This window comes from Streptomyces sp. CRN 30, assembly GCF_034105845.1.
The window spans coordinates 1-22889 of the sequence record NZ_JAVRHI010000223.1; the positions used below are offsets into that span (position 1 = coordinate 1).

18 protein-coding genes and 1 pseudogene are annotated in these 22889 nt (G+C 72.1%); 3 read left to right on the top strand and 16 right to left on the bottom strand.

What is annotated here, in order from left to right:
- Window positions 1-48: 48 nt before the first annotated feature.
- Window positions 49-1188: an acyl-CoA dehydrogenase family protein gene (locus UW392_RS23975; RefSeq protein WP_320777164.1), complete on the bottom strand. Its 1140-nt coding sequence runs from the start codon at window positions 1186-1188 to the stop codon at window positions 49-51.
- A 145-nt stretch (window positions 1189-1333) separates the two neighbouring features.
- Between UW392_RS23975 and UW392_RS23980 the strand changes: the two genes are divergently transcribed.
- Window positions 1334-1960 carry a TetR/AcrR family transcriptional regulator gene (locus UW392_RS23980; protein WP_320777165.1) on the top strand — a complete coding sequence of 209 codons (627 nt, stop codon included), beginning with the start codon at window positions 1334-1336 and terminating at the stop codon, window positions 1958-1960.
- A gap of 55 nt (window positions 1961-2015) precedes the next feature.
- Here UW392_RS23980 and UW392_RS23985 read toward each other — a convergent pair whose 3' ends face one another.
- Both UW392_RS23985 and UW392_RS23990 read right to left on the bottom strand, forming a co-directional pair.
- Window positions 2016-3521, bottom strand: coding sequence for an aldehyde dehydrogenase family protein (locus UW392_RS23985; protein ID WP_320777166.1), 1506 nt, complete (start codon window positions 3519-3521; stop codon window positions 2016-2018).
- Window positions 3518-4459: an oxygenase MpaB family protein gene (locus UW392_RS23990; RefSeq protein ID WP_320777167.1), complete on the bottom strand. Its 942-nt coding sequence runs from the start codon at window positions 4457-4459 to the stop codon at window positions 3518-3520. The genes UW392_RS23985 and UW392_RS23990 overlap by 4 nt, the downstream gene beginning before the upstream one ends.
- A gap of 210 nt (window positions 4460-4669) precedes the next feature.
- Here UW392_RS23990 and UW392_RS23995 point away from each other — a divergent pair, with 210 nt between their 5' ends.
- Window positions 4670-5158 carry a GNAT family N-acetyltransferase gene (locus UW392_RS23995; RefSeq protein WP_320777168.1) on the top strand — a complete coding sequence of 163 codons (489 nt, stop codon included), beginning with the start codon at window positions 4670-4672 and terminating at the stop codon, window positions 5156-5158.
- Window positions 5159-5300: 142 nt separating this feature from the next.
- Here UW392_RS23995 and UW392_RS24000 read toward each other — a convergent pair whose 3' ends face one another.
- Complete coding sequence (locus tag UW392_RS24000) at window positions 5301-6767, bottom strand: non-reducing end alpha-L-arabinofuranosidase family hydrolase (protein WP_320777169.1); 1467 nt, start codon at window positions 6765-6767, stop codon at window positions 5301-5303.
- Window positions 6768-7291: 524 nt separating this feature from the next.
- On the opposite strand from UW392_RS24000, the gene UW392_RS24005 reads away from it, so the two are divergent.
- The gene (locus tag UW392_RS24005; protein ID WP_320777170.1) at window positions 7292-8734 is read left to right on the top strand and encodes an endo-1,4-beta-xylanase; all 1443 of its coding nucleotides are present in this window, start codon (window positions 7292-7294) and stop codon (window positions 8732-8734) included.
- A gap of 335 nt (window positions 8735-9069) precedes the next feature.
- Here UW392_RS24005 and UW392_RS24010 read toward each other — a convergent pair whose 3' ends face one another.
- The 12 genes and pseudogenes from UW392_RS24010 to xylB all read right to left on the bottom strand — a co-directional run bounded on the left by UW392_RS24010 (window position 9070) and on the right by xylB (window position 22838).
- Window positions 9070-10755: a ribonuclease J gene (locus UW392_RS24010; protein ID WP_320777171.1), complete on the bottom strand. Its 1686-nt coding sequence runs from the start codon at window positions 10753-10755 to the stop codon at window positions 9070-9072.
- Between the two features lie 106 nt (window positions 10756-10861).
- A pseudogene (locus UW392_RS67050) lies at window positions 10862-10945 on the bottom strand (ISAzo13-like element transposase-related protein); the annotation flags it as partial.
- Between the two features lie 70 nt (window positions 10946-11015).
- The gene (locus tag UW392_RS24020) at window positions 11016-11258 is read right to left on the bottom strand and encodes a hypothetical protein (RefSeq protein WP_320777172.1); all 243 of its coding nucleotides are present in this window, start codon (window positions 11256-11258) and stop codon (window positions 11016-11018) included.
- Between the two features lie 11 nt (window positions 11259-11269).
- On the bottom strand, window positions 11270-12151 hold the full coding sequence (locus tag UW392_RS24025) for a triphosphoribosyl-dephospho-CoA synthase (protein WP_320777173.1): 882 nt from the start codon (window positions 12149-12151) through the stop codon (window positions 11270-11272).
- Window positions 12152-12405: 254 nt separating this feature from the next.
- Window positions 12406-13287: an intradiol ring-cleavage dioxygenase gene (locus UW392_RS24030; protein ID WP_320777174.1), complete on the bottom strand. Its 882-nt coding sequence runs from the start codon at window positions 13285-13287 to the stop codon at window positions 12406-12408.
- Window positions 13288-13415: 128 nt separating this feature from the next.
- Window positions 13416-14969 (bottom strand): sensor histidine kinase, encoded by a 1554-nt coding sequence (locus UW392_RS24035; protein ID WP_320777175.1) that lies wholly within the window; start codon window positions 14967-14969, stop codon window positions 13416-13418.
- A complete protein-coding gene (locus UW392_RS24040; protein ID WP_320777176.1) occupies window positions 14963-15661 on the bottom strand; it encodes a response regulator transcription factor in 699 nt (232 codons plus the stop codon). Before UW392_RS24040 ends, UW392_RS24035 begins: the two co-directional genes overlap by 7 nt.
- 538 nt (window positions 15662-16199) lie before the next feature.
- The gene (locus UW392_RS24045; RefSeq protein ID WP_320777177.1) at window positions 16200-17723 is read right to left on the bottom strand and encodes an aldehyde dehydrogenase family protein; all 1524 of its coding nucleotides are present in this window, start codon (window positions 17721-17723) and stop codon (window positions 16200-16202) included.
- Between the two features lie 89 nt (window positions 17724-17812).
- Window positions 17813-19165, bottom strand: a complete 1353-nt coding sequence (locus UW392_RS24050; RefSeq protein WP_320777178.1) for a GAF domain-containing protein — start codon at window positions 19163-19165, stop codon at window positions 17813-17815.
- Window positions 19166-19283: 118 nt separating this feature from the next.
- The gene (locus UW392_RS24055) at window positions 19284-19892 is read right to left on the bottom strand and encodes a peptidoglycan recognition family protein (protein ID WP_320777179.1); all 609 of its coding nucleotides are present in this window, start codon (window positions 19890-19892) and stop codon (window positions 19284-19286) included.
- Between the two features lie 150 nt (window positions 19893-20042).
- Window positions 20043-21260 carry an ROK family transcriptional regulator gene (locus UW392_RS24060; protein ID WP_320777180.1) on the bottom strand — a complete coding sequence of 406 codons (1218 nt, stop codon included), beginning with the start codon at window positions 21258-21260 and terminating at the stop codon, window positions 20043-20045.
- A gap of 126 nt (window positions 21261-21386) precedes the next feature.
- Window positions 21387-22838 carry a xylulokinase gene (xylB, locus tag UW392_RS24065; RefSeq protein WP_320777181.1) on the bottom strand — a complete coding sequence of 484 codons (1452 nt, stop codon included), beginning with the start codon at window positions 22836-22838 and terminating at the stop codon, window positions 21387-21389.
- Between the last annotated feature and the right edge of the window lie 51 nt (window positions 22839-22889).

Sequence of the window (22889 nt, forward strand, 5' to 3'; positions counted from 1 at the left end):
CGGCCGCCCACCCCGTACGGGGTGGGCGGCCGCCTCCCATCCGCGGTCCTAGAGTCCGTAGGTCTTGCCGATGACGTCCCGCTGGATCTCGCTGGTCCCGCCGTAGACCGTGGAGACGACCGCGGCCCGCAGGTGGCGCTCCATGTCGAACTCCGTGGTGTAGCCGTAGCCGCCCATCATCTGCATGCCCTCCAGCGCGGTCCGCTTGGCGATCTCGGTGGCCTTCAGCTTGGCCATGGACGCCTCGCGCGGGAACAGCCGGTCCGGCTGCGCGTCGCAGTCCAGGGCCACCTCGCGGACCAGCAGCCGGGTGCACTCGATCTCGGTGGCGAGATCGGCGATCCGGTGCCGCAACGCCTGGAAGGAGCCGACGGGCCGTCCGAACTGCTCACGTTCGCGGACGTGGGCGAGGGCGTCGTCGAAGGCGCGGCGCGCCAGGCCCAGCATGTTCGCGGCCAGGAAGAGCCGCTCGTGGTTCAGGCCGGCCATCAACTGCCGCCAGCCGTCGCCCACCCGGCCGACGACGGCGTCGGCGGGCAGCCGTACGCCGGTGAGGAAGACGTCGTTGACCTCCCGGCCGCGCATGGTCTCGATGCCCCGCACCTCCACGCCCGGGGCGTCGGCGGGCAGGTGGAACATGGTCAGACCGCCGTGCTTGTCCTTGCCGGTGCGCGCCACCAGCAGGATGCTCCGCGCACAGTGTGCGTTGGAGATCCAGGTCTTCTGACCGTCGATCACCCAGGTGCCGTCCCCCTCCTGCCGGGCCCGGCAGCGCAGCGCGCCGACGTCCGACCCGGCCCCCGGCTCCGACATCGCGATGGACAGGACGTCACCGCGCACGGCGCCGGACAGCACCTCCCGCCGCTGCCGCTCGGTGCCGAACCGCTCGTACGCCTTCGCGGTGATGACGGTGGTGACGAACCCGCCGCACGGGACCATCCCGTACGAGGTCTCCTCCAGGAAGAGGCAGGCGTCGGCCAGCCCGCCGCCGGAACCCCCGTACTCCTCGGACAGGCACACCCCGAGCCAGCCCAGGCCGGCCAGCCTCCCGTACAGCCCGGGGTGGTGGTCGTCCCGGCCGCCCCCGGTCAGCGCGTCACGCTGCTCCCGGGTGCCGCACTCGCGCTTGGCGAAATCGCGTACGGCCGCGGCGAAAGCGATCTGTTCCTCGGTGAGTCGACTGCCCATCAGGTCCTCCGGGATCCGGGTGCCGTTCGGCGGTTCGGTCGGGTACGCGCAAGCAGGTGAGTCGGGTGAGCCGGTGAGTGACAAAGATATGCTAGTTGTTTCACTATCTCTCAGGGAGATGTTCGCCGGTATCGTGAGGAGCACCATGAGAACTGACACGAACGACTCCTGGCTCACCCGGGCCCTCGCCCCGCCGGAGCCGGAGGACCGCATGGCGCGGCGCATCCTCGACGCGGCACTGGAGCAGTTCACCCTGCTGGGCCTGCGCCGCTCCTCCGTGGACGACGTCGCCAAGCGTGCCGGTGTCTCCCGGGTCACCGTCTACCGGCGCTTCCGGACCAAGGACCAGCTGGTCGAGGAGACCCTGCTGCGCGAGCTCGGCCGGTTCTTCGAGCGGCTGGACTCGGCGGTGGCGCCGCTGCCGACCATGAAGGAGCGGGTCGTCGAGGGCTTCGTGACCGCCCTGCGCCACACCCGCGCCCATCCGCTCTTCGGCGGCCTGCTGCGCCTGGAGCCCGAGGTGGTGCTGCCCCACCTGACCGTGCAGGGCGCATCCACGCTCTCCGTCACCGTCGAGTACCTGACGGTCCACCTGCGACGCGCCCAACAGGCCGAGGGCCGCCCCGACGACGACCCGCGTCCGGTCGCCGAGCTGATGGTGCGGGTCGCCGTGTCCTTCCTGCTCAACCCCGCGAGCTGCATCGAGATGGAGGACGAGGACCAGGCCCGGGCCTTCGCCCGCCGCTACCTGGCCCCGCTGCTGGACGCCTGACCGGCCGGACCGTCCGCTCGCGACGGGGTACGGCCGGCGGGCGCCGCCCGGCCGTTCAGCGGCGCCGGTGCAGCGCCCGCGCCAGCCGCACCGCGCGCTCCCGCGTGGCCTCCGGAACCGTGAAGGAGGTCAGTGCGACCGGCGGGGCGAACCGCTGCACCGTCGTCGACTGCACGTCGGTGAAGGCGCGCAGCCCCTCCGCGCCGTGGATCCGCCCGAAGCCGGAGTCCCGCGCACCGCCGAACGGCAGCGCCGGCACCGCGGCGAACCCCAGCACCGAGTTCACCGACACGGCCCCCGCGCGCAGCCGCGCCGCGATCGCCGCACCGGCGCGTCCGCCACGGCAGAACACCGCGGCGCCCAGGGCGTAGCGCGAGGCGTTGGCCCGCTCCACCGCCTCGTCCACGTCGGCCACCGCGTTGACCGCCACGACCGGCCCGAAGGTCTCCTCCGTCATCGCTGCCGCGTCCTCCGGAACGCCGGTCAGCACGACCGGTGCCACGTACGGAGCGCGCACCGACCCGGGCCCGCCCAGCAGGGCCCGCGCACCCGCCGCGACCGCACCGGTCACATGCCGCTCGACGACCGCGACCTGCCCCGGCAGCGTCATCGGGCCGTAGGCGGCGTCCGCCCCGGCACCCGGGCGCAACGCCCCGGCCCGCTCGACCACCCGTTCGCACAGCGCCGCGTGGATCTCCCGCACCGCGTACACGCGCTCCACCCCCGCACAGGTCTGCCCCGCGTTGCCCATCGCGCCCCACACGATCGCGTCGGCGGCCGCGTCCAGGTCCGCGTCCGCGGTGACGATCACCGCGTCCTTCCCGCCGCACTCGGCGAGGAACGGCGTCAGCGTCTCGGCGCACACCGCCATCACCTTGCGGGCCGTCCCCGGCGACCCGGTGAACGCCAGCTTGTCGACCCCCGACCGGGCGAGGGCCTCCCCGGTGGACGCCGCGCCGGTGACGGTGGTGAGCAGCCCGGCGTACTCGGGCACCGCGGCGTCGAAGAGCTCGGCCGACAGGACCCCGGTTCCCGGGGCCAGCTCGGACGGCTTGAAGACCACCGCGTTCCCCGCGGCCAGGGCGTAACCGATGGAGCCCATCGGGGTGTACAGCGGGTAGTTCCAGGGGCCGATCACGCCGACCGTGCCCAGTGGCCGGTGCACCAGCGAGGCCCGCTGGTGGACGGCGAACACACCCGTGCGCACCGTTCGCCGGCGCAGCACGCGTCCGGCGGTGCGGGCGGCCCAGCCCAGGTGCTCCAGCGTGAGGACGACCTCCAGCGCGGCGTCGCCGGCCGGCTTGCCGGTCTCCTCGGCGATCGTGCGGGCCACGGCGTCCAGGTCGGTGGCGAGGGCCCTCTTCCAGCGCAGCAGGTGGTCACGGCGCCCGGACGCGGGCAGCGCGGCCCAGCCGGCCTGCGCGGTCCGGGCCCGGGCCACGGCGCGCAGGACCTCCTCCGGTCCGTGCACCGGGTGCTCGGCGAGGGGCTCGCCGGTGGCGGGGGAGTGCGTGGTGAAGGTCGCGGCGCGTGGTGCGGCGGCCGCGGTGGTGTCGGTCATCGGGTCTCCTGACGGGGAGATCCGGCGGCGGACGGCCGCACCGGCGCGGAGGAACGTTCCGGCGGCGTCTCGTCCCGGAGCGGGGCCGCCGGACGGGAGTGCGCCCAGTGCGGACCCAGGTCGTCCAGGGTCCAGCCGAAGGGGTAGGTGCGCGCCCTGGGCCTGCGCGGTAACCACTCCGGCCGCCCGGGCAGCAGGCGGATCAGCGCGGCCCTGGTGCGGAAGCCACGGTGCACGGCGACCCGCAGCCAGCGCGGCTCGGGGCGGAAGCCGAGCGCCCTCAGCAGGGGTTCGTCCAGGACGGCCAGCGAGGCCCGGGAGACCAGCCGCCGTACCGGGGCCGGGTACCAGGCGGCCTGGACGCGCAGGGTGGCCGCGGCGACCCTGCGGTTGGCGGGATCGTAGGCGAACATCTCCCGCTCGTAGTCGTCGTGCAGCCGCTCGAAGGCGGCATAGGTGTCGGGCACGCCGGTGATGCCCATCATCTCGCCCATCCGCCGCCCCACCAGCGCCAGGCTCTCGGTCTCCTGCGCGCACAGGCGCCGCCAGCCGAACCGGTCGATCCACCGCTTCGGCCCCACCACCGTGGTGGCCAGGACGTAGAGGAAGTCCTCGTTGGGGATCCGGTACCGCCCGTGTATGCGGTTCAGGTGGCGGGCGGCCGCCCGGCCGTGCTCCGAGTCCATCCCCTCCCGCACCATCTCGTACGTGATCAGCACCGTGTCGTCGTACCGCTTCTGACCGGCCCGTTCGAACTCCTGGGTGCGGTCCAGGAGCCGGGAGATGCGCGGGACGCCGTAGTCGCGCAGGAAGGCGATCGACGTCCCGTGGAGATAGTCGCGCGGGAACTCGTAGTGGGTGATCCACCGGTAGATCCGCTCGTGGTCCTGGAGCGGATCCATCTGCTGGATGCGGCGGAGCCGGCTGTAACGGCTCATGGGTGGTCCCTCCCGTCGGAATCATGACCACCAGCCCGCGGCGCGTGAGTGAGCAGGTCGGAGAAGCGGACGGCTGCCACGTCGACCGGCACCCGGAGTCGATGAGTCGAAGATACTGAAAGTATTGACTTGTTTCATCGAGCGTCAATACCCCGGACGCGACGGCGGCCCGCCGCACGAACGCGTTCGCCGGTGCGAAATACTTCTCCGATGGGTTCACGCACTTCCCCGGGCGGCCGGCCGATCGCGATACGGAGGGCCGTCGCGGGGGACGCCAGACGGCTCACCCGGCTCGTGCGTGGCTCAGGCGCCTACCGGGGCAAGTACGCGGCCGCAGTAGCGGGCTACCGGGTCGGTCCCGACTACATCGAGGCCCACCGCGTCTTCGTGGCCGTCGGCGCCGACGAGCAGGGGAGCCGGGTGCTCGGGTTCTACTCGCTCGTCCTCGACCCACCGGAACTCGACCTGCTGTTCGTCGCCGACGAAGCGCAGGGACGGGGCATCGGACGACTGCTCGTCGCCCACATGCGGTCCGAGGCCCGTGCCGCCGGACTCGACCATGTCACGGTCGTGTCCCACCTCCCCGCCGCGGATTTCTACCACCGCGTCGGTGCGGTGCGAACCGGAACCGTACGCGCGAACCCACCCGCCGTACCGTGGGACCGGCCCGCATTCGAGTTCCGCATTCCTTCGCAATGACGCGGTGAGCCGGCTCGCGGCTGCCGGGCCGCCGCCCTCGCCATCGAGCGGGTCGAGCGGGTCAAGCGGGTCGAGCGGGCCCGGCTTCCGCCGAGCCCGCCACGTCGGCTCCCTGCCGGAGCCGGACCCGCGTGTCGTGCCGTCAGCGCTGCAGTGTCAGCAGACCCGGACGGTAGGGCAGGAGGGGGTAGTCACCGCCCGAGCTGGGGCTGCGCCCCTGGTAGAGCAGCTGCAGGTGGCAGGGGTCGACGGTCATGGTCTGATCGGGGCCGGTGCGGAGCAGTTCGCCGTGGCTGATGTCGTTGGTCCAGGTGGCGCCACTGTTGGCCTTGCCGGCGAAGGGGTTGCCCTCGGTCGTGGCCTGGGGTGTCCACGAGCCGTTCAGACTGGTGGCCGTGAAGGAGCGGAAGTAGCGGCCCTGCGAGCCGATCGCCTCGACGATCATGAGGTAGCGGTTCTGGCCCTGCAGCTTGTAGACCTGCGGGGCTTCGAACAGGTTGTTCGTCGTATCGCTCATGACCACGGTCGAGGCCGTGCCGAAGCTGCCCGGGAAGTTACCGATCGGCATACTGGCCCGGTAGATCTTGCCGTTGTCACCGGCGAAGAACAGGTACATGTTCGTCCCGTCACCGATGAGCGTCTGGTCGATGGGCCCGGTCGGGGAGCCGGTGATGCTTCCGGAGAAGAGCACCTGCGGGGACGACCAGCCGTTCGGGTTGGTGGGATCGCTCGACGTCCGGTAGGAGAAGGCCGTCCCGCCCCACTGGTAGGCGAGCACCCAGATGTTCTTCGGCGCGAAGTAGAAGAGCGTGGGCGCGACCGTGGCACTCGACATCGTGTTCTGACTGGCCGAGGCCATCTCCGACCAGTTGGTGAACGGGCCGAAGTTCATCGAGCCCCAGCTCGTCCCCGTGTCGTGCGTGGTCGCGTAGACGAGCTGCCTGCCGTTGTAGGGGGCGACGGTGAAGTCCTTGAGCGAGACCCATCCCTGCTTGGGCTGAGCCAGTGCGCCCGTCGACGTCCAGCGGTACGTCGACGGAAGATCGCACTGTCCGGGGTCGTCGGCCCCGACCCGGACGAGCTGCCACTGCTGGTTGGCGCCGCCCCAGTCGTCGTACTGGACGATGTTCGCGTTGTCGGCGGTGGAGGCGCCCTGCACTTCGAGGGCCTTGCCGCTGTGGCGCGAGACGATCCTCACGTAGCCGTCCGGGCTGTCGGACAGCCGCCACTGCTGGTTGGCCGCGTTCAGGTCGGTCCACTGGACGATCGAGCCGCCGTTCGCGGTGGACCAGTTGTGGACGTCCAGCACCTTTCCCGAGTGGCGGGACTTGATGCGGTAGTAGCCGTCCCCCGCGTCGACGAACTGCCACTGCTGCTGGTTCTGATCGTTCCGGGTCCACTGGGTGATCCGGGCGCCGTCGCCGGTCGCCATGTTGTAGACGTCGAGGGCTCTGCCGCTGTTGCGGTTGACCAGCACGTATGAGGCGTTGGGGTCCACGGTCGCCGCGCCGGCGGGCTGGGCGCCGAGGAAGGCGGCCACCAGCAGCAAGGGCGCCAGAAGGGCGAGCAAGCGTCTCGGACGGACCGGTGACGGGTGGTGGAACCACATCGGAGGGCCTCCTTCGGGGGGTGGGGGTGAGGTGACCTCGATGAACTGCGGAGCAGTCGTGCCAGGGGAGAGAGGCGATCTCGAAATGTTTCGAGGAATTCCCGGAAGCTTCGACGCCACAAGGTAGAAATGCAGGGCCCTCAGGTCAAGGCCTGTCACCAAGTTCGTCGTGCAAACCGCCAGCACAGGGACAGGTTTTCCGTCCGGCTCGACGCGATCCCGAAAGTTTCGATCAAAGAACGGAAACTTTTTCTGCGGAAGGTGTTGACGGCTTTCGTCACTACCTCAATCATCCTGTCTGGGAAACCGGCCACAGTTCGAAACGCCGAACCACGTCTGCCCTGGGCGATCAGTGCCGCACGGCGGACCCCTGCACGGCTGCACGACGGATCCGCGCTCCACAGCGCTCCGCGTCACCCCCGCCGTACGTCACCGGACGGCCGCGTCCATCGGCCGGGCAGGGACGTACGACGCGTTTCCCTGCGCTTCAGTCCTTCACCGATCCCGGCCTTGGAGGCACAGTCATGGGCTCGTATGCCCGCCCCGCACCCGTTGTCCGCCGAACAGTACAGAAGATCCGCGGTCTGCTGTTGGCGCTGCTCGTCGGCGTCCTCGGTGTGGTCACCGCACTGGTCGCGCCGTCGGCCGCGCACGCCGCCGAGAGCACGCTCGGCGCCGCGGCGGCGCAGAGCGGCCGCTACTTCGGTACCGCCATAGCCGCGGGCAGGCTGGGCGACTCGACGTACACGTCGATCGCGAACCGTGAGTTCAACTCGGTGACGGCCGAGAACGAGATGAAGATAGACGCCCTGCAACCGCAGCGCGGCCAGTTCAACTTCACCGCCGGTGACCGCGTCTACAACTGGGCGGTGCAGAACGGCAAGCAGGTGCGCGGTCACACCCTGGCCTGGCACTCCCAGCAGCCCGGCTGGATGCAGAGCCTCAGTGGCAGCGCACTCCGCCAGGCGATGATCGACCACATCAACGGCGTGATGGGCCACTACAGAGGCAAGATCGTCCAGTGGGACGTGGTGAACGAGGCCTTCGCCGACGGCAGCTCGGGAGCCCGGCGCGACTCGAACCTGCAGCGCACCGGCAACGACTGGATCGAGGTCGCCTTCCGCGCCGCGCGCGCAGCGGACCCGGCCGCCAAGCTCTGCTACAACGACTACAACGTCGAGAACTGGACCTGGGCCAAGACCCAGGCCATGTACAACATGGTCCGGGACTTCAAGCAGCGCGGCGTGCCGATCGACTGCGTGGGCTTCCAGTCGCACTTCAACAGCGGCAGCCCCTACCACAGCAACTTCCGCACCACCCTGCAGAACTTCGCCGCCCTCGGCGTCGACGTGGCCGTCACCGAACTCGACATCCAGGGCGCCTCTCCCACGACCTACGCCAACGTGACCAACGACTGCCTGGCCGTCCCGCGCTGCCTCGGCGTCACCGTCTGGGGCGTGCGCGACAGCGACTCCTGGCGAGCGCAGGACACGCCGCTGCTGTTCAACAACGACGGCAGCAAGAAGCCCGCCTACAGCGCCGTCCTCAACGCACTCAACGGCGGTGACACCTCCACGCCCCCCGCGGACGGTGGACAGGTCAAGGGTGTCGGTTCGGGCCGCTGCCTGGACGTGCCCAACGCCAGTACCGCCGACGGCACCCAGCTCCAGCTCTGGGACTGCCACAGCAACGCCAACCAGCAGTGGACGTACACCGACGCCGGTGAACTCAGGGTCTACGGCGACAAGTGCCTGGACGCCGCCGGCACCGGCAACGGCGCCAGAGTCCAGATCTACAGCTGCTGGGGCGGCGACAACCAGAAATGGCGCCTCAACTCCGACGGAACCGTCGTCGGCGTCCAGTCCGGCCTCTGCCTCGACGCCGTCGGAGGCGGCACCGCCAACGGCACCCTGGTCCAGCTCCACTCCTGCTCGAACGGCAGCAACCAGCGCTGGACCCGCACCTGACAGGGCCCGCCACACGAACGAAGTCCCCCTGTGCCGGGTCGCCCGGAGGCTTCCGACGACGCCTCCGGGCAACCGGCTCAGGGCTTAGGGCGCTTCTGCCGGCGAGATGGCCGAGGGCGCCGGAGCCGGCGGCCACGTCACGTGGGTCGGGCAGACCGGGTTTCGGGGCCAGGGCCAGTTGCCCGGTCAGTGCGGGAACGGCGGCCCGGGCGAGCTGTTCGGCGTGGCGGTCGGTCGTGGTCGCCCGCACTGGAGTCAGGTTCGTCGGCCCCGTGCTCGTGGCCGTGCGGTCATCGCTCCCCGGCGAAGGAGCGCCCCGGGCCGGCGCGCGAGGCTCAGGCGTCGATGATGACGGGGATGATGAGGGGGCGACGGCGGTGGGTGCGGAACGCCCAGTTCGCCACGGCGCGAGCGACGAGCTGTTCGAGTTGGTGCGCGTCCCCGACGCCTTCCCCGGCCGCGGTGGCCAGGGTTTTCTCGATGACGGGGATGACCGGTTCGAAAGTGGTGTCGTCGTGGACGAAGCCCCGGGCCAGGAAGTCGGGGGGCTCGGTGAGGGCGCCGGTGTCCGCGTCGACGATCGCCACCACCGTGACCACGCCTTCGGCGGCGAGGGTGAGGCGGTCCTTGAGGGACGCCTCGGTGGCGCCGCCGACCTCCATGCCGTCCACGTAGACGTTGCCGGCGGGGACCTTGCCGGTGATGGACGCACGCCCGTCGACCAGGTCGACGACGACGCCGTCCTCGGCGATGACTACCCGCTCGGGGTCGACACCGGTACGGATGGCGAGGTCGCCGTTGGCCCGCAGGTGGCGCCACTCGCCGTGCACGGGCATGACGTTGCGGGGCTTGACGATGTTGTAGCAGTAGACGAGCTCACCGGCGCTGGCGTGCCCGGAGACGTGCACCTTGGCGTTGCCCTTGTGGACCACGTGGGCGCCCCACCGGGTGAGTCCGTTGATCACCCGGTAGATGGCGTTCTCGTTGCCGGGGATGAGGGAGCTGGCGAGCAGGACGGTGTCGCCCTTGCCGATGCGGATCTGGTGGTCGCGGTTGGCCATCCGGGACAGCGCGGCCATCGGTTCGCCCTGGGAGCCGGTGCACACCAGAGTGATCCTGTGGTCCGGGAGCTTCTCCAGCTCCTTCGTGCTCACGACCAGGCCGGAGGGGACCTTCAGGTAGCCGAGGTCACGGGCGATGCCCATGTTTCGCACCATGGACCGGCCGACGAAGGCGACCTTGCGGCCGTGCTGGTGGGCGGCGTCCAGCACCTGCTGGATGCGGTGCACGTGGCTGGCGAAGCTGGAGACGATGACGCGGCGCGGCGCGGTGCGCATGACCTGCTCGATCGCCGGGTTCAGCTCTCGCTCGGAGGTGGTGAAGCCGGGTACTTCGGCGTTGGTGGAGTCGGTGAGGAACAGGTCCACGCCCTCCTCGCCGAGGCGGGCGAAGGCGCGCAGATCGGTGATGCGGTCGTCGAGGGGGAACTGGTCCATCTTGAAGTCGCCGGTGTGCAGCACCATGCCGGCCCGGGTGCGGATCGCGACCGCGAGGCTGTCGGGGATGGAGTGGTTGACCGCTACGAATTCGCAGTCGAAGGGACCGAAGCCACGCCGGTCGCCCTCCCGCACCCGCACCGTGCGGGGCCGGATCCCGTGTTCCTTGAGCTTGGCCTCCAGGAACGCCAGCGTCAGCTCGGAGCCGACGACGGGAATGTCGGACCGCTCGCGCAGCAGGTACGGCACGCCGCCGATGTGGTCCTCGTGGCCGTGGGTGAGGACCACGGCCACGACGTCGTCCAGCCGGTCCCGGATCGCGGTGAAGTCCGGCAGGATCACGTCCACGCCGGGCTGGGTCTCCTCGGGGAACAGCACGCCACAGTCGACGATGAGCAGCTTGCCCGCGTGCTCGAAGACGGTCATGTTGCGGCCGATCTCACCCAGGCCGCCCAGGGCGATGACCCGCAGCCCTCCTTCGGGAAGGGGCGGAGCGGCTTTGAGGTCGGGGTGCGGATGGCTCATACCCTGACGGTACCTGGAAAGCGGGACAGGTGATCCATCGGCTGGGTGGTCCAGCGACCGTACGACTCGACCCCCGCCGCCGACGAAGACGTACTGGCGCTCAGGCGATCAGCAGACGGGTGGCGGCCGGACAGTCGGGCCGGCCGCGGGCCTGCCACCACCGGCGGATCGAGGCGACGGCGGAAGCGGCGGCGTGCGGCTCCGCGGCCTGCTCGACGAGGTCCGCCGCAGTGCGCACGCCGCCCCGGCGGCGGATCTCCTCACTTACGCCGGTCATCCGGTCCCGCGGACGGCCGTCCGCGGGCAGTCGCGCCGTACGGCCCCGTCGGTTCTCCGTCCGAGAAGCGGTACATGTCCAGCCGGACGCCGAAGCCCGGTTCGTCCGTCCGCCGGGCGTTGTCGTACTGCTCCCGGAACAGTGGCAGCAGCACCATCGGCTTGCCGAAGCGCAGGGCTCCGGTCCCGGTGCGGTCCGGCCGGAGACAGCACGAGGCACTGGTCACCGCGGGCGCCGTCACCCCGCAGGGCGCGTGACGTCGGGCGACGGTCGGAGAGCCCCGGCAGCGGAACTCGCGGACGAGGCGGGAGGGGGCAGGGAGTCCAGGAACAAGGCTCCCGCGAGGAGCCCGGCGCTGCCACGCGGGCTCCATCCCCGTACGTGGAGGTCGGCGTCCATGGCGGCCAGCGCCTCGGTTCCCGCGGTGGTCGCCGTGCCTCCTGCTTCCAGCACGGCGCGGGCCTGTGCGTGGACCTGGCGCAGTCCCAGCGGCCCGGCCGCGTGCAGGAGCTGACTGTCGCGCAGCGTCGACATCACCGTCAGCAGGGCGTCGAGGCGTGCCTGGGGCTCGGTGGCCCCGGCGCGGCGGGCGGCCAAGAGCACCGCGAGGGCGCTGCGCACATGGGGGAAACCGGCCTGTGCCTCGCCGCGTGCCCCCGCCGCTCCGTACTTGACCGACATGGCTGACCCCCGAGTGGGCCGCCGTGGGGCCCTGCGGTCGGGGTGCGCGGCGATCCGGCGGGCGGTCGCCGTGACCTCCTCACCGGTGGCGGACGGGTCGAGCGCCGCGGCTGCGACGAGCAGGCCGAGAACCCACAGGGCACCCTGGTGACCACCTCCGGCCAGACGCACCGAGTGTTCGGTACTTCTCCCTATCGCCCCCAGTTCGGCGCGCAGTCGGGGGGTGGGGTGCCCGGTGCGGGCGGCTGCGGCGGCCATCGCCGTGAGCCCGGGTGTCAGCGCCTTCGCCGACCAGCGCAGCGCGAGATGATCGAGCGTGCCGGAGCCGGCGGCCAGGTCACGCGGGTCGGGCAGACCGGGCTTGGGGGCCAGGGCCAGTTGCTCGGTCAGCGCGAGAACGGCGGCCCGGGCGAGCTGTTCGGCGTGGCGGTCGGTCATGGTCGCCTGCCCTGGGGTCGAGTTCGGTACGGCCGTCGCCCGTGACCGTCATGGGTGCGGCGGCCGACGACGAGGATGATGCGGAAGTGCTGCCGGCGGGCGGAGGCGCGTCGGCTCTGTGAGCGCGGCGCCCCTGTGCGCGTGGCCGTGCGGTCGTCGCTCTCCGTCGACGGACCGCACGGCCGGCTCACGCTGCCCCGTAGGTCACGTCACGCCGATGTGGGGGCTGTGGGCGAGGACGGACCGCCGGGCAGTCAGCCGTCGTCACCGTCGTCCACGGCGTCCGGGTCCACTCCTACCGTGATGGAGGCGGAGACACCCTTGCTGATGTTCCTCTTGTGGTACTTGAGGGTGAGCAAGCCGCCCGTGGTGCCGGTCTGGTCGTAGATCGTGTCCTCGGCGAGGGTCACGCGCGGGGTGTCGTTGGCCGAGTACGGCTCCACCTCGGCTGAGGCCCGGACGGCCTCCTCCTCGAAGTAGAGCTGCCCGGTGTGGCAGGTGCGGCCACCTTCGTAGCCGCCCTTGGTCCAGACTCCGTCCACATGCACCTTGGCGTGGATGTGCACGGCCCTGCTCGGGTACCAGCCCGGGAAGACGGTGACGAAGCGGACCCGGCCGTCATGACCGGTGCGCAGGGTCCCGCGGAGGTAGCGCCTGTCGTCGGTGGGCTCCTGGTGCTCGCCGGGGTCGCCCGTGGGTGTGGCTGTCGGTGTTGCGGACGGGGCCCCGCCGGGCGGGGGCGAGCTGCTGTCCTCGTATCCGGAATAGAGACCCAGCGCGTCGCAGTGCCAGATGTCGACTGCCGCGCCACGCACCGGACGGCATGTCACGGAGTCGATGACCTTGATGCTGAGGGTCAGGGGAATCCCCTCCCTGTCCTCGGTGATGTCGGTACGGATCTTGTCCGCGTCGATGTAGTAGGGACCTTCCATGGCCTGCGAACTCAGTCGGTAGCAGACCTCCGCACTTTCCGAACCGGTGTTCTGCGCCGCTATCGCCGACGCGTCCGCGGAGGTGTCTCGTGCGACGGCCAGGGCACCGCCTGCGCCGACCACGGCCACGGCGGCTCCGCCGGCGACGATCACCTGTCGGCGGGACGCGTTCCTCTTCGGCTCCGCTTCTTTCTCCTGGGGCATGGTCCCTCGGCTCCCTCGGTACGGGCGGGTCGTCCTAGACCGGCCTGGGCGGCTCACTGTCATGGACCTACCTGAGGCGCAACTGAAACGGACCGCGTCCCGCTGCTCGTGACCCGTCGTCCGTGCTCTCAGTACTCGCTCTGAGCTGGGGTTTTCAGAGCGGTCCGGGAATCCGGACCACGTACGTCCGAGTCGGCTGGAAGCCGCTCCGTGAGGGGCAGCAGCACGGTGAACTCGGTGTCCCCCGGCGTGCTGCGGACCTTCATACGGCCGTCGTGCGCCCGGACGATCGCGGCGGCGATCGCCAGTCCGAGACCGCTGCCGCCCGCTCGGCCGGCGGTGCGTGAGCGGCCGGTGTCGACCCGGGTGAAACGCTCGAACACCGTCGGCAGCAGTGCGTCGGGGATGCCGGGACCGTCGTCGTGGACCCGGATGACGCAGTGGGCTTCCGCGATCTCCGCCGTGACAGTGATCCTCGTCCCGGGCGGGGTGTGCATGCGGGCGTTGGCCAGTACGTTGGCCAGTACCTGATGGAGGCGTACGGGATCGCCGACGACCTCGGCCGAAGGGCTCACCCGCAGGAGTACCTGCCACAGGTGGTCGCCGCCGGCGGCGCGGGCGTCCCACACGGCCTCCGCGACCAAGGTCGCGACGTTCACCCCTGCCTTGCGCAGAGGGCGTCCTTCGTCGAGACGAGCGAGCAGGAGCAGGTCCTCGACCAGCCCCTTCATCCGCAGGGACTGCGCCGCGACGCGCCTCCAGGCCAGTGCCGGCTCGATCCGCCGGGTACCGCTGACCATGAGCTCGGCGTACCCGGCTATCGAGGCGAGCGGCGTGCGCAGTTCGTGACTCGCGTCGGAGAGGAAGCGCCGCATGCGTTCCTCCGTGTGCTGCCGCTCGGTGATCGAGCTCTCCACGTGCTCGATCAGGCGGTTGAGGGCGACGCCCACCTGGCTGGCCTCGGTGTCCGGACCGGTGGCGAGGGCCGGGACTCGGCTGAGCCCGCCGACCTCACCGCGGTGCAGAGGCACCCGGGCGACGTCGGCGGCCGTGGCCGCGACCCGGCTCAGGGGACGCAACTGCCGTCGCACGATGACGGCACAGGCACCGGCCGCGGTGACGAGCCCGGCCACGGCGATCAGTGTTTCCACCGCGACCAGGCGGTCGATGAGCTCAGTTGCGTCGTCCATGGGCAGCCCGGCGAGCACCGGCACCGTGACGTCGTCGAGGGCGATCAACCGGTACGCGCCGAGACCGGGAATGTCGCGGGTGTGCGCGGAGCCGTCCGGAGTGATGCCGTTCAGTGCCGCCCGCTGCTCCGCGGAGAGGGAGCGCCTGGTGCCCTGGTCACTCACCACCGCAGCGGCGAGAACCCGGCCGGAGGAGTCGTAGCGGGCCGCGAGCGCTCCGGCCGACTGCCCGGGCAGGTCGTCGAGGAAGCCGAGGTGGGTGGCGCTGTCGCTGCGGATGCGCAGGGCGTCCCGGTTGCGTTCGACGACTTCGTCGACGCACTGGTCCAGACTCTCGAGCACGAACCTGTTCTGTGCGAGCACGGTGGCGGTCGTCATGGCCGCGCAGACGGCGGCCAGGACCGCCGACACACAGATCACCAGTCGTGTCTGCAGGGGGCTGCCGTGTCTGCGGGACGCGTCCGCCCCGCGGCCGCCGCGAGGGGTCAGCACGGCGCCTCGCTCGCGGCCGGCCTGATGACGTAGCCGACCCCACGCACGGTGTGGATCATCGGCGCCCGCCCTTTGTCGATCTTCGACCGCAGGCTGTAGATGTACACCTCGACCAGGTTGCCCTCGCCGTCGAACGAGCTGTTCCACACGTGGTCGAGAAGCTGCGCCTTGCTGAACACCTGCCGGGGACTGCCCATCAGGAACCACAACAGGTCGAACTCCTTGGCCGTGAGAGTGACGGGTGTGCCACCTCGCCTCACCTCGCGGCTGCGCTCGGACAGCGTCAGGTCCCCGAGCGCGCGCACCGGCTCCCGCGCGGGAGGAGCGCCGTTGTCCGCACCGGAGCGGCGTAACAGCGCGCGCAGCCGCAGTATCACCTCCTCCAGAGAGAAGGGCTTGGTCACGTAGTCGTCAGCTCCGGCCGACAGGCCCTCCAGGCGGTCCGGGAGCGCGTCACGGGCGGTGAGCAGCAGAACGGGCAGCTGGGCGTTGTGGTCCCGGAGCCGGCGCAGCACGTGGAGGCCGTCGGAGTCGGGCAGCATGCGGTCCAGCACGACGGCATGCGGCTCACATCCTCGGGCGAGCCGGACGGCGCTGTGTCCGTCGCCGGCGACGAAGGGCCGCCACCCTGCTTCGGCGAAGGCGGCGGACAGCAGATCCGACAGCTCCGTCTCGTCCTCGACGATCAGCATGCGGACATCATCATGGTGTGGGGCACAGAGATGAGGCATGCTCCCATTGTCCCGCGACGCTGCTCGGGAACCGTGTGCGGGAACAGCCGAACGCTTCACGCCTGAGCCCGCGCACGCGCGGAGCCGGGTGAGACCGTCGCTCGACGTGTCGGACGAGCGGCACGGGCCCCGCTCAACATCCTGACGCGCCGTCAGCGACTGATCCTGCCGACCCGGAGATCCTCGACGGAGCCACCGCTCCGGGTGGACGGGTTCACGACCGCAAGCACCAGTCCGCCAGGAGCTCCCGTGCTTGTCTCCCCGTCCGCAGGAACTGCCCCGACGGAGGTGCCGCACTCGACCGGCGGCTGGGCCGCACTTCCTGGGGGGGGGGCACGGGTGCGGGCGTCGGAGCAAGGGCCCTCGGAAGGCAGGCCGTGGCTCCAGCCCTCGTCGGCGGCCTCGTGGAGCGGACGTAATTCGACGCACCGCTCAGCTGCACGCCTCGGAGAGCGCCTGACGGGCGACCGCCCTGGTCAGGCGCCCTTCTCACACGTGTCTAGAAGAAGCCCACCCGCTTCGGCGAGTACGACACCAGCAGGTTCTTCGTCTGCTGGTAGTGGTCCAGCATCATCTTGTGCGTCTCGCGCCCGATGCCCGAGCCCTTGTAGCCGCCGAACGCCGCGTGCGCCGGGTAGGCGTGGTAGCAGTTCGTCCAGACGCGGCCCGCCTGGATGGCGCGGCCCGCGCGGTAGGCGGTGTTCATGTCGCGTGTCCAGACGCCGGCGCCGAGGCCGTACAACGTGTCGTTGGCGATCATCATCGCGTCGTCGAAGTCCTGGAACGACGTCACGGAGACCACCGGGCCGAAGATCTCCTCCTGGAAGATCCGCATGCGGTTGTCGCCCTCGAAGATGGTGGGCTGCACGTAGTAGCCGCCCTTCAGTTCGCCCTCGTGCTCGACGCGTTCGCCGCCCGTGAGGACCCTGGCGCCCTCCTGCCGGCCGATGTCCAGGTAGGACAGGATCTTCTCCAGCTGGTCGTTGGAGGCCTGCGCGCCGATCATCGTGTCCGTGTCGAGGGGATGCCCGGCCTTGATCCGCTCCGTGCGGGCGACCGCAGCATCGAGGAAGTCGGCGTAGCTGCCGTGCTGGACGAGCGCCCGGGACGGGCAGGTGCACACCTCGCCCTGGTTGAGGGCGAACATCGTGAAGCCCTCGAGCGCCTTGTCACGGAAGTCGTCGTCCGCCGCCCAGACGTCGTCGAAGAAGATGTTGGGGGACTTGCCGCCGAGTTCGAGCGTGACCGGGGTGATGTTCTCCGAGGCGTACTGCATGATCAGCCGCCCCGTCGTCGTCTCGCCCGTGAACGCCACCTTCGCCACCCGCGGGCTCGAGGCCAGCGGTTTGCCCGCCTCCACGCCGAAGCCGTTGACGATGTTCAGTACGCCCGGGGGGAGGAGGTCGGCGACCAGGCCGAGCCAGAAGTGGATCGACGCCGGGGTCTGCTCGGCGGGCTTGAGGACCACCGCGTTGCCCGCGGCGAGGGCCGGTGCCAGCTTCCACGTCGCCATCAGGATCGGGAAGTTCCACGGGATGATCTGCGCGACGACGCCAAGCGGTTCGTGGAAGTGGTACGCCACCGTGTCGTCGTCGAGCTCGGCGAGCGATCCCTCCTGTGCGCGGATCGCCCCCGCGAAGTACCGGAAGTGGTCGATCGCCAGGGGAATGTCGGCAGCCAGTGTCTCGCGGACCGGTTTGCCGTTCTCCCAGCTCTCGGCGACCGCCAGGGCTTCCAGGTTCGCCTCCATCCGGTCGGCGATCCGGCTGAGGACGCCGGCGCGTTCCGCCACGGACGTACGGCTCCAGCCCGGCGCCGCCGCGTGTGCCGCGTCCAGCGCGCGCTCCACGTCCTCGGCGGTGCCCCGCGCGATCTCCGTGAAGGGCTGCCCGTTGACCGGACTCGGGTTCTCGAAGTACCGGCCGCCCGCCGGTGGCACGTACGCACCGCCGATGAAGTGGTCGTAGCGCGCCTTGTACGTGACGATCGCGCCGTCGGTACCGGGTGCCGCGTAACGCGTCATGGGGCCTGCCTCCCGCGAACACGCCGCCCGCCGTCGGGCGGCTCCGGGCGCGATGTTAGGGAGGGGGAGGTTGCGGGGACGTTGCGCCGTCAGCGGCGCTCCGGACGGGCGGGGCGGTCCGCCCCCGCCGGGCGCCACCACCCCGGGGGCGCCGCCAGCTCGGACTCCAGCTCCGCCAGCCGCGAGCGCACCGCCGCCGTCGGCCGGGCCGCGGCCAGCGCCTGCCACACGTCGAGGTCCGACTCGCCCCACGGCGCGTGCGCCCAGTCCGCCAGCAGGTCGGGGTCGCGCCGCGCGACGAGCGCCGTGCGCAGCGCGTCGGCGAGCCGGTGCCGCAGCCGCACCACCGCGGGGGCCTGCGAACCGGGCAGCAGCGGACCGCCGTACGCCGTCACCGCGGCCGTGACCGCTCCGGTCTCCAGCCTGCGCTCCACCACGGCGACGTCGGACTCGACCGCGGCCGTGAGCCGGTACGGGCGGGACACCAGCAGCCCGGGGCCGATCAGCCTGCGCAGCCGGGCCAGTTCCGCGCGCAGCGTCACCGGCGTCACCGACTCGTCCTCGTACAGCGCACAGAGCAACGCCTCGCCGGTCAGCCCCTCCGGGTGCCGGGCGAGCAGCACCAGGATCTCGCTGTGCCGCCGGCTGAGCCGGATGCGGCGGCCGCCCACCAGCAGCCGGGCCTCGGCGCGGCCCAGTGCGGTCAGTTCGAGCACGTCGTCCGACGTCCGGTGCGACGTCCCGGGCGGTGTCTGCAGCGCCAGCCGGTACTCCGCGGCCCGCGCCACCGCCTGCACGAAACCGAGGCTGTGCGGATGCGCGAGGCCGTCGCCCCCGGTGAGGTCGACCGCGCCGAGCACCCGTCCCGTGCGCGGATCGTGGATCGGCGCCGCCGCGCAGGTCCACGGCTGGACCTGCCGGATGAAGTGCTCGGCCGCGAACACCTGTACCGGCCGGCCCAGGGCGACCGCCGTGCCGGGCGCGTTCGTGCCCACCGCGCTCTCCGCCCAGCGGGCCCCCGGCACGAAGTTCATCCGGTCCGCCCGCCGTCTGGTCGTGGGGTGCCCCTCCACCCACAGCAGCCTGCCCTGCGCGTCGCACACCGCCAGCAGGTGCGCGCCGTCCGCCGCGAACGTGCCCAGCAGTTCGCGGACCACCGGCATCACCCGGGCCAGCGGGTGCTCGGCGCGGTAGGGACCGAGGTCCCCGTCCGTCAGCTCCACGCCGGCGCTGCCGTCCGGGCCGACCCCCGCCCGTGCCGACCGCCGCCACGAGTCGGCCACCACGGCACGTACGGACCGCTCCACCGCGCCGCCCCCGGTGAACCTGTCGTGGGCGCGGCGCAGGGCCCGTACGCGTGCGACGGGATCGGCCCCCGGCTCCAGGGCCACCCACGGATCGGTCAACCCGGCCTCCCCGGACTGCGCTGCGGCTCCCTCCATCGTCACTCCCGCCAGGGACCGGGACAAGACAGGTGCAGCAGCCCTCGCACGGCGGCGACGGCCGTCACACGGGCCCGGCGACGGCCGTCGCACGATCCGTACGGCTGTCGCACGGCCCTCACGGCCGTCGGACGGAGCCGACCAGCCGCAGGTAGCGCGGCCAGTCCCAGTGCGGCCCGGGATCCGTGTGGTCGGTGCCCGGTATCTCGTGGTGGGCGATGATGTGCGCGCGGTCCTTCGGGATGCCGTGCCGGTCGCAGATCGCCGCGGTGAGCCGGGCCGACCGCTCGTACAGGGCGTCGGTGAACCAGCCGGGCTCGTCCACCCAGCCCTCGTGCTCGATGCCGACGCTGCGCGTGTTGTGGGCCCAGTCGCCGGCGTGCCAGGCGATGTCGCGCTCCCGCACGCACTGCGCCACCAGCCCGTCCGCGGACCGTACGAGGTAGTGCGCGGACACCGCGCTCGCCGGGTCGCGGAAGACGGACAGGGTGTTGCGGTACGTCGTCTGCGTCACGTGGATCACCACGAGGTCGACGGAGCGGGGCTGTGGGCCCTCGGCCGCCGTCCGGTTGGACGGGGAGGCCGGTTCCCAGACACCCGACGGATGGTCGGGGGCCCGGGGGCGATCGCCCGCCCGGGGGCCGGGGAGCAGCGCGTACGGGAGCACGGCGAGGGCGGTACCCCGCAGTACGCGTCGTCTGCCGGGTGACGGGCTGGAGCGCTCCACGGGGTCCGCCTCTCCTGGGCCGGGCTCATGGCATGGCACGAACGTTCGGCGTTACGACAGTGATCACGCCAGGAGGGGCGCCGCGGTTTCATGCGCCCGGGTACGTGGTTTCGTTCGTCCGGTACCGGGCGGACCGTCCTGCGCCGGGCCCTACGGCCGCCCGGCCACCGCCGCCGGATCGTCGAGCACGCCCCACACCACCGAGTGCGCCGCGCCCAGCAGCGGCCCCTCGGGCCCCAGCCGCGACACGGTCACCGCGCGGGCGGGCCCCGTCGTGCGCCGCGTCAGCTCCCGCTCCAGCGGAGGCAGCAGCCACGGCGCCAGGCCGGCCAGCGCGCCGCCCAGCACGACCGTCTCCGGGTCCAGCAGGTTGACCGCGCCGGTCAGCGCGATGCCGAGCGCGGTACCGGCACCCCGCAGGGCACGCCGTACGTCCTTGTCGCCCTCGGCGGCGCGTTCGGCGAGCAGACCCACCCGGTCCTCGCCGGGTTCGAGCCCGGCCGCCCGCAGGACGGCCTCCTTGCCGGCGTACTGCTCCAGGCACCCGCGCCCGCCGCAGGCGCAGGCCGGCCCCTCCGGCCGTACCGGTACGTGTCCCAGCTCGCCCGCGAACCCGCGGGTGCCGCGCAGCAGCCGGCCGTCCACGACCAGGGCGGCACCGATGCCGACCGCGGCCGAGACGTGCAGGAAGTCATGGGGGACGCCCGCACCGAGCCAGAGCTCGGCGAGCCCGCCGAAGTTGGCCTCGTTGTCCACGGTGAGCGGCAGCGGCGGCAGGTCGCCGGGGAGCAGCGCACCGAGGTCTGTGTCGTGCCAGTCGAGGTTGGGCGCGCGGACCACCGTACGGGCGTCCCGCGCCACCAGCCCGGGCACGGCCACCGCCAGCCCGGCCGGCCACATCCCCTCCCGCTCGGCCCCGTCGATCACCTGCCGTACCAGCGCGGCCAGTTCCGCGAGCACCGGTCCGGGCGGACGGCCACGGTTCTCGGCATGCCGCACGGCACGCGCGCGTACCTCCCCGCGCAGGTCGACCGCGCACACCGCCAGGTGGTCGACGCCGACCTCGGCACCGATGCCGGCGGGTCCGCGCCCGCTGAGGGCGAGCGCCGAACCCGGCCGCCCCACCCGCCCCGGCCGCTCGGGCCCCAGCTCGTCGAGGAGTCCCGCGCGGATGAGCTCGTCCACCAGGGTCGAGACCGCCGCCCGGGTCAGGCCGATGCGCGAGGCGACGGCGGCACGGGACAGCGGCCCCTCGGCGTTGACGGTGTGCATCACCCGGGAGAGGTTGCGGCGCCGCATGCCCGCCTGTGTGTCGGGCAGCCTGCGGCCGGGACTCGTGGGATGGGCCTCGTGCAGCGGTGCGGTCATGCCTCCGTCGTCACTCCGTCACTCCGTCACTCCGTCATTCCGTTGTCCTGCTGTCCGGTTGTTCCGTCGCTGCGGCCGGACGTGCCCGGTGACCGGGGGAGCCGGGCAGGGACGCGCGCCGGCGCGTCAGTTGCCGCCGGGCTCCCGCGCCAGCAGGGGCGCCGCGTCGGAGAGTACCCCGGAGATCCTGGTCAGCGTCGTGTCGTCCCGTTCCACGGCCTCCAGCACGGGCCCGCGGGCGGTGTCCCAGCGCCGGGCGACCGCCGCCGGGTCCTCGCCGGTCAGCAGGGCCGCGGCCTGGGCGGCGGCACCGAGCGCCACCAGCTCCTTGGCCTCGGGCACCTGCACCGGACGCCCCGACAGTCGCCGTACCGTCTGCTGCCACGCCGTGCCCCGCGCGCCCCCGCCGATGAGCAGCAGTGGCGTGGAGCGGTCCGCGTCCTCGTCGAGCACCAGGTCCAGGGCGCCCAGCAGCGCGTGCACCGCGCCGTCGTAGGCGGCCTGGAGCAGCTGACCGGCCGTCGTGTCGTGCCGCAGCCCGTGCAGCAGGCCCGAGGCGTGCGGCAGGGCGGGGGTGCGCTCGCCGTCCAGGTAGGGGAGCAGGGTCACGCTCGTGCCCGGTTCGACGGCCTCACGGTCCAGGCCGAGCAGCGCGGCGACCCGGTCCACGGCGAGCGTGCAGTTCAGGGTGCAGGCCAGCGGCAGCCAGTCGCCGCGCGCGTCCGCGAAGCCCGCCACCGTGCCCGTCGGGTCGGCGCTGCGGCGCGTCGACACCGCGTACACCGCGCCCGAAGTGCCGAGGCTCAGCACCGGGGCGCCGGGCAGCAGTCCCAGACCGAGCGCCGCCGCCGCGTTGTCCCCCGTCCCGGGCGCGACCAGCGTGCCCTTGGCGAACGGCAGGTCATGGGCGTCCCGCACGGTGCCCGCCACCTCGCCCGGCCGGACGACGCGCGGCAGCAGCGCGGGGTCCAGCCCGACGTGCCCGAGGATCTCCTCGTCGTACGCCTCCGTCCCCGACGACCACCAGCCCGTCCCCGAGGCGTCACCGCGGTCCGTCGTGCCCTGCCCGGTCAGGCGCTCGGTGAGGTAGTCGTGCGGCAGGCGCACGGCGGCGGTGGCGCGGACCGACTCGGGTTCGTGCTCGGCCAGCCAGGCCCACTTGGTGACCGTGAAGGACGCGGCCGGCACGCTCCCGGTGCGCTCGGCCCACCACTTCGACCCGCCCAGTTCCTCCACCAGCCGGCGGCCCTGCGGCGCCGACCGCACGTCGTTCCACAGCAGCGCCGGGCGTACCGGCTCGCCCCGCGCGTCCAGCGTCACCAGCCCGTGCTGCTGGCCTCCGACGGACACGGCCGCCGCCTCGCGCGCGAGGTCGCCGCACTGGTCGAGGGCCGCGCACAGCGCGTCCCACCACTGCCGCGGATCGCTCTCCCGGCCCGCGCCGGAGGAGACGGTGTGCGGCGCCTGCCCGCTCGCCACCACCCGTCCGGTCGACGCGTCGACGACCAGGGCCTTGGTGGACTGGGTGGATGTGTCCACACCGACGACGAGCGGACCCTCGGTTGCGGCTGCTGACATCGGGCTCTCTCCCTCTTCCGCGGCTCGGACACCTCTGCGCCCGCCCTGAGA

Bases quoted from the DNA above. Each gene is read 5' to 3' on its own strand.
- UW392_RS24050 (WP_320777178.1), bottom strand. From the start codon at position 19,165: ATGGAGGGAGCCGCAGCGCAGTCCGGGGAGGCCGGGTTGACCGATCCG.
- UW392_RS23995 (WP_320777168.1), top strand. From the start codon at position 4,670: ATGGGTTCACGCACTTCCCCGGGCGGCCGGCCGATCGCGATACGGAGG.
- UW392_RS24045 (WP_320777177.1), bottom strand. From the start codon at position 17,723: ATGACGCGTTACGCGGCACCCGGTACCGACGGCGCGATCGTCACGTAC.
- UW392_RS24000 (WP_320777169.1), bottom strand. From the start codon at position 6,767: ATGTGGTTCCACCACCCGTCACCGGTCCGTCCGAGACGCTTGCTCGCC.
- UW392_RS23985 (WP_320777166.1), bottom strand. From the start codon at position 3,521: ATGACCGACACCACCGCGGCCGCCGCACCACGCGCCGCGACCTTCACC.
- UW392_RS24010 (WP_320777171.1), bottom strand. From the start codon at position 10,755: ATGAGCCATCCGCACCCCGACCTCAAAGCCGCTCCGCCCCTTCCCGAA.
- xylB (WP_320777181.1), bottom strand. From the start codon at position 22,838: ATGTCAGCAGCCGCAACCGAGGGTCCGCTCGTCGTCGGTGTGGACACA.
- UW392_RS23990 (WP_320777167.1), bottom strand. From the start codon at position 4,459: ATGAGCCGTTACAGCCGGCTCCGCCGCATCCAGCAGATGGATCCGCTC.
- UW392_RS24025 (WP_320777173.1), bottom strand. From the start codon at position 12,151: ATGACCGACCGCCACGCCGAACAGCTCGCCCGGGCCGCCGTTCTCGCG.
- UW392_RS24060 (WP_320777180.1), bottom strand. From the start codon at position 21,260: ATGACCGCACCGCTGCACGAGGCCCATCCCACGAGTCCCGGCCGCAGG.
- UW392_RS23975 (WP_320777164.1), bottom strand. From the start codon at position 1,188: ATGGGCAGTCGACTCACCGAGGAACAGATCGCTTTCGCCGCGGCCGTA.
- UW392_RS24005 (WP_320777170.1), top strand. From the start codon at position 7,292: ATGGGCTCGTATGCCCGCCCCGCACCCGTTGTCCGCCGAACAGTACAG.
- UW392_RS24040 (WP_320777176.1), bottom strand. From the start codon at position 15,661: ATGCTGATCGTCGAGGACGAGACGGAGCTGTCGGATCTGCTGTCCGCC.
- UW392_RS23980 (WP_320777165.1), top strand. From the start codon at position 1,334: ATGAGAACTGACACGAACGACTCCTGGCTCACCCGGGCCCTCGCCCCG.
- UW392_RS24030 (WP_320777174.1), bottom strand. From the start codon at position 13,287: ATGCCCCAGGAGAAAGAAGCGGAGCCGAAGAGGAACGCGTCCCGCCGA.